This window comes from Brucella tritici (genome assembly GCF_008932285.1).
GTDB classification, from domain to species: Bacteria; Pseudomonadota; Alphaproteobacteria; order Rhizobiales; family Rhizobiaceae; genus Brucella; species Brucella tritici.
Window position 1 is genome coordinate 222,397 of the sequence record NZ_WBVY01000001.1, and the last position, 14,853, is coordinate 237,249.

The window sequence follows — 14,853 nt, forward strand, 5'->3', positions numbered from 1 at the left end:
ATCACCCGGCCATCAGGTAGAGTCCGCTAAGGGCGGCAAATCCGCCAGCTATCCGCATCACTATCTGTCCCGTGCGTCCCTGCAGCATACGGCCCGCTGCAAGACCGACACCGATGCCTGCCGCGTGGAGCAATGCTGTCGCAAGAGCAAAACCGGCACCATAGGAAAGAAACGCAGCGCTGCCGATTTCTCCGCCATGAGCATAGCCATGGAAGAATGCAAAGAACCCAACGATAAGTGCTGCGGTCAGGGTTGATGCGCGGAATGCCATGGCGACGAGGAGGCCAAGCACAATCACCGATGCAAGGATGACCGGTTCGACAAAGGGGAGGGATACGCCGCCAAGCGCTGCCACGAAGCCCAGGAGCATGACACCCACAAAGCTTAGCGGCACGATGACGAGCGCACGTCCGCCAAGCATTGACGCCCAGAGACCGACGGCGACCATTGCAAGTATATGGTCAGCGCCCGAGAGGGGATGCGTAAACCCGGCGGCGAACGAACCATGTTCTGCGGGGTTGAGATGCGCGAATGCAGGGCTTGCCATCAAAGAGAGCAGGACGGCAATCAGGAGAGAAGTCCTTTTCATTTCAACTTCCTTTCAACAACAATGGCCATGCTCAGAAGGAACCAAACATTGATCCCAGCACGAAAACCGCGACGAGCGATATGATCACACCGACAATCACGGTCATGACCATGTCGAAATAGCTCGATGCGTGGGTCTGCTTGCTGATCTGTAGAAGTAGCAGCACCGTTCCATTATGCGGTAGCGCGTCCAGCGTACCGGCGCTGATGACAGTCAAACGGTGCATGAGTTCGGGATTGATCCCGTATTGAATGGCAAGCCGCATATATTCCTCGCCCAGCGCATTGAGTGCGATGGCCATGCCGCCGGATGCCGTTCCGGTGAGGGCTGCCAGCGCGTTCATGGCGACGACCAGCGACACAAGCGGGCCGCCTGGCACTTCAAGCACTGCATCGCGAACCACCGCAAAAGCAGGCATCGCCGCCACAACTGCGCCGAAGCCGACAAGGCTTGCTATGGTGAGGATCGGCAGAACTGAGGAGTTGGCGCCTGCGTCGAGGCTTTCCCGGATTGCCCGCAGCCTCCCGAAATTGACCGCTATCAGGGTTAGGATGGCTGCTGCCAGTGCGATCAGAACCGCCCACAGGCCGATTGATGAGCCGACATCGATCCCCCATGGCTCCTGTTCCAGAAACGAGAAGTCGATGCGGGGCAGGATGATGAGCGCCATCAGGAAATTGACGACGATGACGACAAGTAGGGGAAGTACCGCAAAGAAAAACGGCGGCTGGTTGTCGGTGCGCGCGCCGTGTTCGAATTCAGCCGGGTCGAAGTCACCCGAGAGTGTCGATTGTTCTCTGACTTTCTCCGTAATTTCAAGATCGCCGGTGTCATCGACATAGTTCTCGCCCGCAGTTCGTGCCTTGCCTTCGGCGCGTTGCAGCCACCACATGCCGAAGGCCAGCGTGATGATGGAAGCGATGATCCCAAGCCCAGGTGCCGCAAAGGTCGTGGTTTCGAAATAGGGCATCGGAATGGCGTTGTTTGTCGAGGGCGTGCCCGGCATTGCAGACATGGTGAAGGTGAAGGCGCCAAGACCGATGGCCGCTGGCATCAGCCGCGCCGGTATGTTGGCGGCCTTGAACATTTCACGCGCCATCGGCACCAGAACGAAGAAGGCAACGAAGACGCTGACGCCGCCATAGGTGACAACTGCCGATGCAAGCACGACAGAAAGCATCGTGCGCTTTACGCCCAGTTTCTCCGTCAGATATCGTGCGATGGAAGTGATGGAGCCGCTATCGTCCATCAGCTTGCCAAAAATACCGCCAAGCAGAAAAAGTGGAAACCATCGGCCTACGAAACTGGCTGTCCCGCCCATGAAAGTCGATGTCCAGTTTGCCAGAAGAGGCTCACCGGAAATAAGCGCGGCGAGCAGTGCTGCGACGGGAGAAAGCAGAAGCACACTCCAGCCGCGATAGGCAAACCACATGAGTAGAGCTAGTCCGAGCAGTATTCCAAGCAAACCCATGCTATCTGACCCCTCAGTCGATGTAGGAAAGAATGCGTCCGGAACGTGTCGATGAAACTACTTTAGTTGGCATAATTCAAGTACTATAATTAAATATGATGTGGGTGATACAGGAAGACTTCCTAACTCCTTCAAATAATGTCTATAGTGCAATTTGCTCGTTTCAACGGCTTTGGTGGTCGTCATTCAAGTAATTGCTTGCCTAGTGTGGTGGATTTGAAATTCCTGTCATTTGCATGGCATCAACGTTCAGGAACTTCAAATCCGTAAACCACACTAGATTCATTGGGTTCCTGGTGTGGCTTTGAATCCGAAATTCGTTCGCAACCCCGCTCCAGAGTGATACGAATTTCGGATTCGCCACACTAGTTGTCCGAGGCATAAAAGGACCTGCATGCCGGAAGTCGTTGCAATCCCATCCATCATGATCAATCTCGGTCTGGCGCTTTTGCTTGGCTCTGCAATCGGGTTGGAGCGTCAGATCAAACAACGCCATTCCGGCCTTGCAACGCATGGTCTCGTGGCGCTTGGCGCGGCAGCCTATGCTTCGCTGCCTTACGCGCTTGGACTTGAAGGCGATCTCAGAATGGGTTCGCAGGTTGTGACAGGGATCGGCTTTCTCGGTGCGGGCCTGATTATCAAGGACGGCGCAAGCATCAAGGGGTTGAGCACGGCTGCTACTGTCTGGAGCACTGGCGCAGTTGGCGTTCTGACAGGCTATGGGCTGTGGCTTCTCGCCGTGGAGACGGCGTTTTTCATCGTTTGCCTCAACGTTTCCCTGCCGAGGATTGCGGTGCTCGTGAACCGCTATTCCTTTGTGGAGCCGGAAATAGAGCAGTTCTACCTGGTCAAGTTCCGATGTCCTGCGGAAAGCGAAATTTCGGTCAGGGCACTGCTGATCCAGACGCTCGATCTGAAGAAATTGCGCTTCCACGCTATACGGAGCCATCACATCGAGGGAAGTAATGAGGTTGAAGTGGAGGCCACGCTGTTTGCCGGCAAGGAAGATGACCGGATGGTCGAGGCGCTGGTAGCGCAACTCAGCCTGCGTTCCAGCATCACCTCCACAAGCTGGCTGAAACTGGAAGATGGCGATTGGTCGACAACCTACTAATTTTACTGTCTTCGGGCTGTACTATTACATCGAAACATGCTCATATTTTCTCATTCGCAGTAACGCAGCCCTTTGAACATAGAGGGGTCCATAATGGACGTTCAGCAACTGCAGCTATTGGAACGTAAGACAGTCGAACAGAGAAAATGGAAAGGTTTTCTCGGTCTTGGCGTTCTTCTGATGGCAGGTGGAATACTCTGCCTGTTCTTGCCCGTATTCTCTGAATTTGCAGCCAGCACGATGTTTGGCCTCGTCCTTGTGGCTATTGGCGTCGTCAAGATAATCCAGTCACTCTGGGTCAAAAGCTGGGCGGGCTTTGTCTGGCAGGAACTGTCCGGAGCTGTGGAGCTCGTTGGCGGGGTCATGATTTATCTGAACCCGCTTAAAGGTGCGCTCGCCATCACGCTGCTGATTGCCATCGTGGTGTTTGTGCATGGTTTCCTTCAACTGGCATTGTCGTGGAAGATCAAACCGGCAAGCGGCTGGTGGTGGTTTACGCTTTCAGGCCTGATCGCCTGGACTGCCAGCGCCATGCTGGTGATGAAATGGCCCTGGACACGTGATTTGCCGTCGGGGTCAATCGCAGGGATTGCACTGCTGATCGCAGGTGTTGCCTATATCGGAATAGCCTTGAGTACCCGAAATGCGTGAATGATCGGCCGATGCCCGGCCGGAGGGAGGACGCGCAATTGAAGAAGACTCTCGTTCGTCGTTCTGTGAACGCTGCTTTTGTAGCTTTGTTTGCGCCAATGTTTCTGCAGCCAAGTCTGGCTCAACAGGCTCCAACCGGTGCCGCACCTCCTGTAATCGTGCGCAAAGTGGAAATGGCGCTGGCGACCGCACCGCTCCGTTTCAACGGACAGGTCGAGGCGATTGAAGCGGTTGATATTCAGGCACGCATAACCGGCTTCCTCAAGGAAAAGGCCTTTGAGCAGGGAGCAGCGGTCAAGGCTGGCGATCTTCTTTTCGAAATAGAACCGGATCAGATGCAAGCGGCGGTCATGTCTGCGGAGGCGCAGGTTGCACGTGCCGAAGCTGCCCAGAATGCGGCGCGGCAGTCATTGTCACGCACAAGAACGCTCGCCAACCGCAACACCGCTTCGCAAGCCTCTCTCGATGACGCTCAGGCTGCGTTTGATATTGCTACGGCGGATGTCCGCAATGCGGAAGCCGCGCTGAACAATGCCAGGCTCAATCTCTCCTATACGCAGGTCAGATCACCCATCGACGGGACGATAGGACGCTCGCTCTTTACCGTTGGCAATCTCGTTGGCCCAAGCATGGGACCGCTTGCGCGCATCGTGCAGCTTGATCCTGTGCGTGTTGTGTTTTCGATCACGGACCGCGCTCTGATCGCTATTCGCCAGAAGGAAGCAGGAGGCGGGACGGTCAATCCCGGAAGCTTCAAGCTGACCCTGACGCTGGCCAACGGTACGCAATATGGCGAACGCGGAACAATCCAGTTCATCGACAATGAGGTGAGCGCGCAGACTGGCACAGTCGCGGTGCGCGCGCTGTTCACCAATCCAAACCATATTCTGGTTCCGGGGCAGGTGGTTGCCGTCAATCTGCTGGATGAGACGGTTGGTGAATTGCCGATAGTTCCCATGTCATCCGTGTTGCAGGATCGTCAGGGGAAATATGTCTATGTTCTCAACGAGGGTAATACGGTTTCCCGGCGTCCGATCACCACAGGCACGCGCATCGACAATGGCTGGTCGGTCACTGATGGCCTCAAGGCTGGTGAAACAATTGTCGTCGAAGGGTTGCAGCGTATTGCCGACGGGCAGGCCGTATCTCCTCGTGACCCGATCCCTGGTACTGCAGGGGTGGGGCAATGATTTCCGAAATCTTCATACGACGAACCCGCCTCGCAATCGTCATCTCGATCATCATTTCCATCGCGGGTGCGATTGCGATCTTTTCATTGCCTATCCAGCAATATCCGCAGATCACGCCTCCGACAGTGAACGTATCGGCTGTTTATCCCGGTGCGAGTGCGGAGGTGATTGCAGATGTTGTCGGCGGTCCGCTGGAAACCGCAATCAACGGCGTCGACGGCATGATGTATATGTCCTCGACCAGTTCCAATGCCGGGCAATATTCGCTGTCGGTAACCTTTGAAGTCGGGACCGATCCCGAACTGGCGCAGATCAATGTTCAAAACCGGGCGCAACTGGCGATCTCGCGTTTGCCCGCCGCTGTAGCGCAGCAAGGTGTGTCGGTCCGCTCGCGTTCCCCCGATTTCGTGTTGGGGATAGCATTCTATTCGCCGGACGATAGCCTGAACGCGCTTGAGATCACCAATTTCACGACGACTACGATTGTCGATGCGATCTCGCGTGTGCCCGGCGTCGGCGAGGCGAGCGTTGTGGGCGCATCCGAATATTCGATGCGCGTCTGGCTCAACCCGCAAAGAATGGATGCGCTGGGCATAACAGTCGATGAGGTTTCGGCGGCGATCCAGCGTCAGAATATTCAGGCAACGCTCGGTCAGGCAGGCGCGCCACCCATGCGGGTGGGCACCGAGCTTCAATATACGCTGGTGGCGCAGGGGCGGCTTCGCGATACCGATGAATTTGGAGGTATCGTCATCCGCACCGGCGCGGATGGAGCAAAAGTGTTTCTGCGGGATATTGCACGTCTTGAGCTTGGCGCGCGCAATTATGCATCGCGCGCAAGTTTTGCCGGTCATGAATCGGCCATGCTGCAGATCAACCAGTCGCCCGATGCAAATGCGATCCAGACGGCGACTGCCGTGCAGGCAGAGCTTGAGCGTCTGTCGTCCAGATTTCCGCCGGGACTGCAATATCATGTCGTCTACGATGCGACACGGTTCGTCGAGGCCAGCCTGCAACTGACCGCGCGAACATTGTTCGAAGCCTTCGTGATCGTGCTCGTGGTGACATTCATCTTTCTGCAGGACTGGCGGGCAACGCTTATTTCTGCGCTTGCCATTCCGGCTTCGATGTTGGGTGCGGTCGCGGTGCTGCTGGCCGTCGGCTATTCGCTGAACATGATTTCCCTGCTGGCGCTTGTCCTCGCCATCGGGCTTGTGGTGGACGACGCAATTCTGGTCGTGGAAAACGTCAAGCATGTGCTGGACGATACGCCTGACATCTCGGTCATCGAAGCCACGCGCAAGGCGATGCATCAGATTACAGGGCCGATCATTTCCACAACGCTGGTTCTGCTGGCGGTGGTCACACCCACGGCTTTTCTTGAAGGCATTGGCGGGCAGCTCTACCGGCAATTCGCGGTCACGATTTCGTCGGCGCTGGTCCTTTCGTCATTCGTAGCCCTGACCCTTAGTCCGGCGCTTGCAGCACTTCTGCTCAAGCACGGTCAGGGAGGCTACAAGCGCGGTCCTCTGGCGTGGTTTTCAAGCTTCATGGAGAAAACCCGCGAAGGCTACGGCAAGATCGTCGGCTTTCTGGTGAAATACTGGATTGTACCGGTTGCAGGCATCATCGCCTGTTTTGCGTTGGCCTATTTCGTCTTCGTCAATCTTCCGGCGACATTCCTGCCTGATGAGGATCAGGGCGCGCTCTTTGTCGATATACAACTGCCAAGTGCGGCCTCGCTCGACCGCACCAACCTGATTGTCGAGAATGTGCGCAAGGTTCTGAGCGAGACCGAAGGCGTTCAGGATGTCATAACGGTTGCCGGGTTCAGCATCCTGCAATCAACCAGCACACCAAACGGTGCCATGGCGGTCGCTGCTCTTACGCCATGGGAAGACCGCGAGACAGAGGCGCTGCAGCTCAACAATATCATCAACACCCTGCGCGCGCAGTTCTCGCAGGTGCCGGGCGCAAATATCTCGGTATTTGCACCGCCTGCAATTGCGGGCATCGGTGCTGTGGGTGGTCTCGATTTCCGCCTGCAGGCATTGCAGGGCCAGCCCCCGCAGGAAATAGCGCAGGTGACCGGCGCCTTGCTCGGTTACTTCAACCGGCGACCGGAAATCGGTGGTGCGGCGACCACGTTCAACGCGAATGTGCCGCAGATCTATGTTGACGTGGATCGCGCCCGCGCGGAAGCCCTCGGCCTTAGTGTGTCGGATATTTATGCCGCTATCGGTGCGAATTTCGGTTCGCGCTACGTCAATGATTTCACGCTGAATGGTCGTGTATTTCAGGTCAATCTTCAGGCCGATTCCGATTTCCGCGCGCATAGCGAAGATATCCTGAAACTTCATGTCAGAAGTCGCAACGGAACCATGGTGCCGTTGCGAAGCGTGGTGTCACTGACCACGGTATTGGCGCCTTTCGTCATCACCCGCTACAACCTCTCGGTCTCGGCGCAGGTGAATGCTGTTCCGGCCCCCGGCTCCAGTAGCGGTCAGGCCATGGCGGCGATGGAACAGGTTGCTTCGGAAGCCCTCCCGGATGGCTATGGCTATGAGTGGTCGGGACTGTCTTTCCAGGAAAGCAGAAGCAGCGGTCAGGAGGTAATCGTTTTCGCGCTTGCCTTCCTCTTCGCCTATCTCTTTCTTGTTGCCCAATATGAAAGCTGGGCATTGCCAGCGGTGGTTATCCTGTCGCTCGGTGCTGCTTTGCTGGGGGCCGTTGCCGCTCTTACATTCTTCGGGCTGCAGAACAGTCTCTATGTCCAGATCGCGATGGTATTGCTGATCGGTCTGGCGGCAAAGAATGCAATCCTGATCGTGGAGTTTGCCAAGGAAAAACGCGAGACCGGCCTGACGGCTGCAGAAGCGGCCCGTACCGGAGCCGAACAGCGTTTCCGCGCCGTCATGATGACGGCGGTATCGTTCATCCTTGGTATCCTTCCTCTTATCCTGTCTTCGGGCGCGGGCGCCGGTGCACGTCAGGCCGTCGGCGTGACAATCTTCGGCGGGATGGTTGCTGCAACCACGCTCGGACTGCTTCTCACGCCCGGCCTCTACTTCGTCATCCAGCGTCTGACCGAGCGTTTGGGCAGGCAGGCCGAGGAGAAAAAAGACGCAGCGTCTGAAACTGTGCAGGAGTGAAGGCTGGAGGGCCTTCGATCCATTATTCGATACTGGGGAACCCAATGGTCGAGACAAAATCACAGAGCGTAGACCGGCGCGATTTCATGCTCGCATCCATCGCCGCAGCCGGGTCTGTGGCGCTCGCATCGGGGCAGGCACAGGCACAGACTGGTGATGCAAAGCCGGATACCGGCAGCAACGGGTCGGGTACGGCCTACACCGGCGATGTCATAGATGGCAAGCAGGTAATCTCCTTCCTTGATATTTCCGATCTGGAGGCAGGCAAGCGGCACGATTTATATTTTCAAGGTGTGCAGATGCCGACGGGCCAGCATTGGCATGTTTCAGTCACCGTGATGAAGGGTAAGTCACCGGGAAAGCGGATTGGATTGATCAGCGGCATCCACGGTGACGAAATGAGCCCCGTGCACACATTGCACACCATTGTGAACCAGCTCGACCCGCAAAAGATGTCCGGCTCCGTGGTGGCCGTTTTTGACGTGTCTCGCCCGGCGCTTGAAGCGATGGCAAGACGATGGCCGAGTTCGGGGCGCGGGATTGATCTTGTCGATATAAACCGGCTGTTTCCGGGTAACGAGAACGCACCGGAAGCGGCGGCGCGTCACGCCTGGCTAGTGTTCAATCACCTGCTGCAACCCAATATCGACTACGGAATCGATTTTCATACCGCAGCTACAGGTATGGATATGGCCTCATTTCATCTGGCGCGAATGGACTTGCCGGAAGTTCGGGCGATGGCCGAACTTTATCCGATAGAGCAGATTTTCGACAATTTCGGCGCCCACGGCCTTCTCGCAAATGCGCTGATCGATGCGGGTATTCCAGCCTTCACGCCGGAAATAGGCCGACCGCGTATCTTCGATCATGCGATGATTGCCCTTTTTGTCGAAGGCACCATGAATGTTCTCAAACACCATAAGGTCATTGAAGGCAATATAGGCAAAACCAGCAAGGATTCCGGTCTCTTCGCTGCGGATGGAATGGCGCCGGTTCTGACGACACATGGCGGGTTTATCGAACATCACGTTGAACTCAATGAACAGGTGCAAGCGGGACAAAAAGTGGTTACTCAGAGAAATTCATTCGGGGAAGTCGTGGCTGAATATTCCGCACCCGTGGCAGGCAAGGTCGGTGCCAGGCGTACCGACGCCTCATGCGAGCCGGGCACGCCGATCGTCTTCCTCTTGTTTGATAGCGCAACCGCCACCGGAACCGGTGGTTTGGCTGAATAGGCGCAATAAACCTGCAACAGATGAGAGCATGAACATGAAAGTCAGACATTTCTTACAGATAGCGCTGGTCGCCGCCAGTTTCGGCGTCCCACATGGCGCGATCGCTCAGGATAAGACCGAATCTGAAAGGAATCTCGAAGCTTTCCCGGCAGCCCCATCCGGTTCCTACCGTTATGTCATCCATCTTCCCCCGCTTGAGAAGGAACAGGATGCCAAAGTCGAGATTATCGCGGGACGCAACGCAACGGTGGACTGCAATATCAGCTGGTTCGGCGGAAGTTTGACCCCTAGCACCGTCGAGGGGTGGGGATTTGACTATTTCACTTTGACAGCAAGCGATCGCATGTCAGGCACGCTGATGGCTTGTCCGGAGGACAGCAAGCGGACTGATTTCGTTCCGGTTCGCGGCGAAAATTTCATGCTGCGCTACAACAGCCGGCTTCCAATCGTCATCTATGCGAAAGATGGCTTCGAAATCCGTTACAGGATCTGGAAGCCGTCGGACGAAACGCACAACGCGCAACGCGGATAGCCCGCCCCGCAAAGTTACTTTGATTGACGATATAATGCCCGGATGCAGAGAGTCCGGGCAATATTTCCATCCAGTTTACTGGCTGAAGTTTCGCCCATCGGCGCGTTTTGCGAAACGCAGAACGGTGAAGCCGGCCAGTCCGGCAATGAGCGAGCCAATCAATATCCCGATCTTCGCTTCGTTCTGCAGCAGCACGTCATCGAAAGCCAGAAGCGAGATGAACAGGCTCATAGTGAAGCCGATGCCGCATAGAAGCGTCGTTCCGAGCATTTGCGGCCAGCTTGCCCCGGCAGGCAGATCAACGATTCCACTTTTCACCAAAAGCAGCACTGCGCCGAAAATACCGACGAGCTTGCCGATAGCCAGACCGGCAGCTACGCCCAAGGTCACTGGCGCGAAGAGTGCTTCCATGCCAAGGCCGGAAAAGCTGACACCCGCATTGGCGAAGCCGAATATGGGTACGATGATGAACGAAACCGGCTTGATAAGGCTGTGCTCTAGCAGATGCAGCGGGCTTTCGGAGACGGTCGCTTCAGGCTTTGCAGGGGTGCGCTTGATCGGAATGGTCAGCGCAAGCAAAACGCCTGCAATGGTCGCGTGAACGCCGGAGCGATAGGTGAAGAACCACAGTACAAGACCGAGCAGCAGATAAGGCGTCAGGCGCTTCACGCCGCCAAGATTCAAGGCGATCAGGGCAGCGACGACTGCCGCAGCCAACCCCAGATCCATCAGGGAAACACCGGTTGTATAAAACAGGCCGATAACGATCACCGCGCCGAGGTCGTCAATGATGGCAAGGGCAGCGAGAAACACTTTCAGAGAGGTGGGAACTCTTGGCCCCAGCAACGAAATGACGCCAAGCGCAAATGCGATATCGGTTGCAGCCGGGATAGCCCAGCCGTGGGAAGCGCCGCTATTGAGGTTGAAGGAAAGATAGATCAGAGCCGGTACTGCCATACCCGCCGCAGCGGCTACGCCCGGCAGGATGCGGCGGGGCCAGGACGAGAGATGGCCATCAACCATCTCGCGCTTGATCTCCAGTCCGACCATCAGGAAGAATATCGCCATCAGCGCATCATTGACCCAATGCTGGGCAGAAAGTGGTCCAAGATAGGCATGAAGAGCGCCGAAATAGGCTTCGGAAAGTTGCGAGTTGGCTACCAGCAATGCTGCTATAGCTGAAGCTATAAGCAGCAAGCCGCCTGAAGACTCGCTATCAAGAAAATTGCGAATAGTATTGTGAATGCGACCAGCCATGGCAGCTCCCTGACAGAAACAGTTAAAAACAGTCTCCGTATTCAGGGTAGTCCCTGGGCGCACGCAGCACACGCCATAAGGCCAAGATAGCGACAAATTCCGCAGTTTCAAGTCACTTTGTGAAGTTATCACTCGATTATTGAATAGGATTGCAATTTATTTAATCGTTTCAATTATCATTTCTATTTCGTTGGTTTTAATATGGAATAATTTTCCTGTAACATCTTATCTGAATTAAATATTACAATAGATACTCGGAGTTGAGCCTAAAGTAATCTGCATTTTTCATCTACATTATAGATCGTTTCAGAGGGTATACAACAGAGTTGGAAGGAATGCTTGACAAGCCGCGCCCGGCTTTCCATGCTCGGCAACACAATTTGAACAAAATCAATCAGGGAACGGAGAGCAGATATGACAATGGGAAAGTTCACCCGGCGTGGTGTGGTTGCTGCATTTGCAGGCATCGTTGCCGTAGGGGCCAGTATTGCCTTTGCGCAGGCTCCGGCCTTCTTTCGCATCGGCACCGGAGGGACAGCGGGCACCTATTACCCGATTGGCGGGTTGATCGCCAACGCGATTTCCGGAGCAGGGGATAAGGGCGTTCCCGGTCTGGTGGCTACGGCGGTTTCGTCGAACGGTTCGGTGGCTAATATCAACGCTATCCAGTCAGGATCGCTCGAATCTGGCTTCACCCAGTCGGACGTGGCTTACTGGGCGTATACCGGCACCGGTCTTTATGACGGCAAGGGCAAGGTCGAGGATCTGCGCCTGATTGCCACCCTTTATCCTGAAACCATTCATCTGGTCGCTCGTAAAGGCGCAGATATCAAATCCGTTGCCGACCTCAAGGGAAAGCGCGTTTCCATCGATGAGCCGGGATCAGGTACGATCGTTGATGCCCGCATCGTTCTGGAAGCATACGGATTGAGCGAAAGCGACATCAAGGCCGAACATCTGAAGCCGGGTCCTGCGGGAGAACGTTTGAAGGATGGCGCACTTGATGCCTATTTCTTCGTTGGCGGATATCCGACCGGCGCGATCTCTGAGCTGGCCACATCGAACGGCATTTCGCTGGTTCCGATTTCCGGTCCTGAAGCGCAGAAGATTCTCGAAAAATATTCGTTCTTCTCGAAGGATGCCGTGCCAGCCGACACCTATAAGGACGTAGGCGAAACCGAAACGCTGGCGGTTGCAGCACAGTGGGTTACGAACGCCAAGCAGCCGGATGAACTCGTCTACAATATCACCAAGACCCTGTTTAACGAGGACAGCAGAAAGGCACTTGATGCCGGGCACGCAAAAGGCAAGCTCATCAAGCTTGATACGGCGACGACCAGCCTCGGCATTCCGCTGCATCCCGGTGCAGAACGCTTCTACAAGGAAGCTGGCGTTCTGAAATAGGTTGTCCATTCCGGTTCGGATGAAAAATGCACGGGGCTTCAGCAGAACCCCGTGCATTTGCTTCCAGCCCGAATGAAGCATCTTCCAGATATATAATTTTGTTAAAACAAATGGTTAGAGCGATTATTTGATTCAAATGGATCAACTTGCGCTCTGAATGAAGAGGGCCCTATGGTGAGCGAGCAAGAGGCGAAAACATCGCCCATGGAACTGGACGAAGCCAAAGCGCGCGAGCTTGAGGAAAAGTTCGACTCCGAGATTCGCTTTCGCCCACTAGGGCCGCTTGCGGCACGCATTGTCGGCGCGCTGCTGATCATACTTTCCATCTTCCACTATTACACGGCGGGCTTTGGCCTTCTCTCGGAAATGGTGCATCGCGGCATTCACCTTTCCTTCGTGCTCGGTCTGGTCTTTCTTGTTTTCCCGTTCTCCCGCAAGGGTTACGATCAGCCCACCACATCGTCATGGTTGAGGCCGCTTGGCATTTCCGTCATCGACTGGGCGCTGGCGATCATAGCGGTCGTGTCCGTCGCCCACGTTCCAATGATACCGCTCGATGATCTTGCCTTTCGCGTTGGTAATCCGACGACGACAGATGTTGTCCTCGGCGGCCTTCTCATTCTGGTTCTGCTGGAAGCGACGCGACGGTCGGTCGGCTGGCCACTGCCGATCATATCAGTCCTGTTCATGCTCTACGCCATTTTCGGGCAGCATATGCCGGGCATTCTCGTCCATCCCGGCGCGACCGTCAGCCAGCTTGTCGATCATCTTTATCTGACGACACAGGGCATCTACGGTATCGCTCTTGGTGTGGTGGCAACGTATGTTTTCCATTTCGTGCTGTTTGGCGTTTTTGCAACCCGCATCGGTCTCGGTCAGCTGTTTCTGGATTGCGCGGCCTGGGTAGCAGGCCGTTTTGCAGGCGGTCCGGCAAAAGTCTCCATTTTCGGCTCCGCACTGTTCGGCATGATTTCAGGCTAGTCGGTCGCCAATACGGTGACCGTCGGTTCGCTGACCATTCCGGCGATGATCCGGCTTGGTTACAAGCGCCACTTTGCCGCCGCCGTCGAGTCAGCATCGTCAACAGGCGGGCAGATCACACCGCCGATCATGGGCGCAGCCGCGTTCCTGATGATCGAATTCCTGAACCTGCCTTACACAACCATTATTCTGGCGGCTATCGTGCCAGCCTTCATGCATTTCTTTGGCGTTCTTATGCAGGTCCATTTCGAAGCCAAGCGCAATGGCTTGCGCGGCATGACGAAGGAAGAGCTGCCTGACCTGAAGGAAGCTTTCAAGCGTGACTGGCCGACCGTCATTCCATTGATTGTGCTGATCGGCGTTCTGCTGTCGGGCTATACGCCTTATCTGGCTGCATTCTGGGGCATTACGCTCTGTATCGCAGTGGGATTGCTCAATCCGCGCAAGCGCATGTCGATAGGCGAGATTTTTGACGGACTGCGCGATGGCGCCAAATATGCGCTCGCCGTTGGCGCTGCTGCGGCGACTGTCGGCATTATCGTCGGCGTGGTGACGCTCACAGGCGTCGGCTTCAAGATTTCCTATATCGTGACGTCGACAGCAGGGCAACTCGCGACATATTTTGGCACCATTCTGCCGACCGCATGGTTTGGCCCGCAAACACTGACGCTGCTTTTCACGCTCATCATGACGGGGATCGTTTGCATTTTGATGGGCTGTGGCATTCCAACGACCGCCAACTACATCATCATGGCAACGATTGCCGCGCCTGCGCTGGGGCTGTTGGGCGTTGAGCCGATCGTGGCCCACTTCTTCGTCTTCTATTACGGGGTTCTGGCGGATATCACACCACCTGTCGCGCTCGCGGCCTATGCGGCGGCGGGTATGGCGGGCGCCGATCCGTTCAAGACCGGCAATACGGCTTTCCGGCTCGGTCTCGGCAAGGTGCTTGTGCCATTTGTCTTCGTATTCTCTCCGTCGCTTCTGTTGGTCACATCTGACTTCAATTGGCCGGATTTCTTCGTGGCATTCCTCGGTTGTGCTATCGGCATCACAGCACTGGGTGCTGCACTGTCGGGCTTTTTACTGGTGCGTACGAAAGCCTGGGAAAATATCCTGATGATCGTCGCCGCGGTTCTGCTGGTCGCCCCGGAGATTTATTCGTCGCTTCTGGGACTGGTGTTGCTGGTTCCGGTTGTGGTTCGCCATCTTTCGTCGGTGCGACAACCTCAACCTGCCTGATGCGCATCCCGAAACGTGTGAAACGGTTTCCGGGA

At 55.8% G+C, this 14,853-nt stretch carries 10 protein-coding genes and 1 pseudogene; 8 read left to right on the top strand and 3 right to left on the bottom strand.

The genetic code is table 11. The annotated features are described in order from the left end of the window. Position 1 precedes the first annotated feature (1 nt). Complete coding sequence (locus F9K94_RS01165) at positions 2–589, bottom strand: HupE/UreJ family protein (RefSeq protein ID WP_151643169.1); 588 nt, start codon at positions 587–589, stop codon at positions 2–4. Positions 590–620: 31 nt separating this feature from the next. Next, positions 621–2,060, bottom strand: a complete 1,440-nt coding sequence (locus F9K94_RS01170; protein ID WP_151643171.1) for a GntP family permease — start codon at positions 2,058–2,060, stop codon at positions 621–623. A 394-nt stretch (positions 2,061–2,454) separates the two neighbouring features. Between F9K94_RS01170 and F9K94_RS01175 the strand changes: the two genes are divergently transcribed. The 6 genes from F9K94_RS01175 (at position 2,455) to eco (ending at position 9,934) form a co-directional block, all read left to right on the top strand. Then, positions 2,455–3,174 carry an MgtC/SapB family protein gene (locus F9K94_RS01175; RefSeq protein WP_151643173.1) on the top strand — a complete coding sequence of 240 codons (720 nt, stop codon included), beginning with the start codon at positions 2,455–2,457 and terminating at the stop codon, positions 3,172–3,174. Between the two features lie 93 nt (positions 3,175–3,267). Then, entirely contained in the window at positions 3,268–3,825 is a 558-nt protein-coding gene (locus F9K94_RS01180) for an HdeD family acid-resistance protein (protein WP_061345476.1), read from the top strand. A 38-nt stretch (positions 3,826–3,863) separates the two neighbouring features. Then, the gene (locus F9K94_RS01185; RefSeq protein WP_151643175.1) at positions 3,864–5,015 is read left to right on the top strand and encodes an efflux RND transporter periplasmic adaptor subunit; all 1,152 of its coding nucleotides are present in this window, start codon (positions 3,864–3,866) and stop codon (positions 5,013–5,015) included. After that, on the top strand, positions 5,012–8,167 hold the full coding sequence (locus F9K94_RS01190; RefSeq protein ID WP_061345474.1) for an efflux RND transporter permease subunit: 3,156 nt from the start codon (positions 5,012–5,014) through the stop codon (positions 8,165–8,167). Before F9K94_RS01185 ends, F9K94_RS01190 begins: the two co-directional genes overlap by 4 nt. Before the next feature lie 44 nt (positions 8,168–8,211). After that, positions 8,212–9,402, top strand: a complete 1,191-nt coding sequence (locus tag F9K94_RS01195) for a succinylglutamate desuccinylase/aspartoacylase family protein (RefSeq protein ID WP_151643177.1) — start codon at positions 8,212–8,214, stop codon at positions 9,400–9,402. 34 nt (positions 9,403–9,436) lie between these two features. Next, positions 9,437–9,934: a serine protease inhibitor ecotin gene (gene eco / locus F9K94_RS01200; RefSeq protein ID WP_235813470.1), complete on the top strand. Its 498-nt coding sequence runs from the start codon at positions 9,437–9,439 to the stop codon at positions 9,932–9,934. 75 nt (positions 9,935–10,009) lie between these two features. Here the strand turns inward: eco and nhaA are convergent, their stop codons facing one another. Then, a complete protein-coding gene (gene nhaA / locus F9K94_RS01205) occupies positions 10,010–11,191 on the bottom strand; it encodes a Na+/H+ antiporter NhaA (RefSeq protein ID WP_151643179.1) in 1,182 nt (393 codons plus the stop codon). A 414-nt stretch (positions 11,192–11,605) separates the two neighbouring features. Here nhaA and F9K94_RS01210 point away from each other — a divergent pair, with 414 nt between their 5' ends. Together F9K94_RS01210 and F9K94_RS01215 are read left to right on the top strand one after the other, a co-directional pair. Further along, the gene (locus tag F9K94_RS01210) at positions 11,606–12,595 is read left to right on the top strand and encodes a TAXI family TRAP transporter solute-binding subunit (protein ID WP_151643181.1); all 990 of its coding nucleotides are present in this window, start codon (positions 11,606–11,608) and stop codon (positions 12,593–12,595) included. 171 nt (positions 12,596–12,766) lie between these two features. Continuing rightward, positions 12,767–14,818: pseudogene (locus F9K94_RS01215) on the top strand (TRAP transporter permease). The last annotated feature ends 35 nt before the right edge of the window (positions 14,819–14,853 follow it).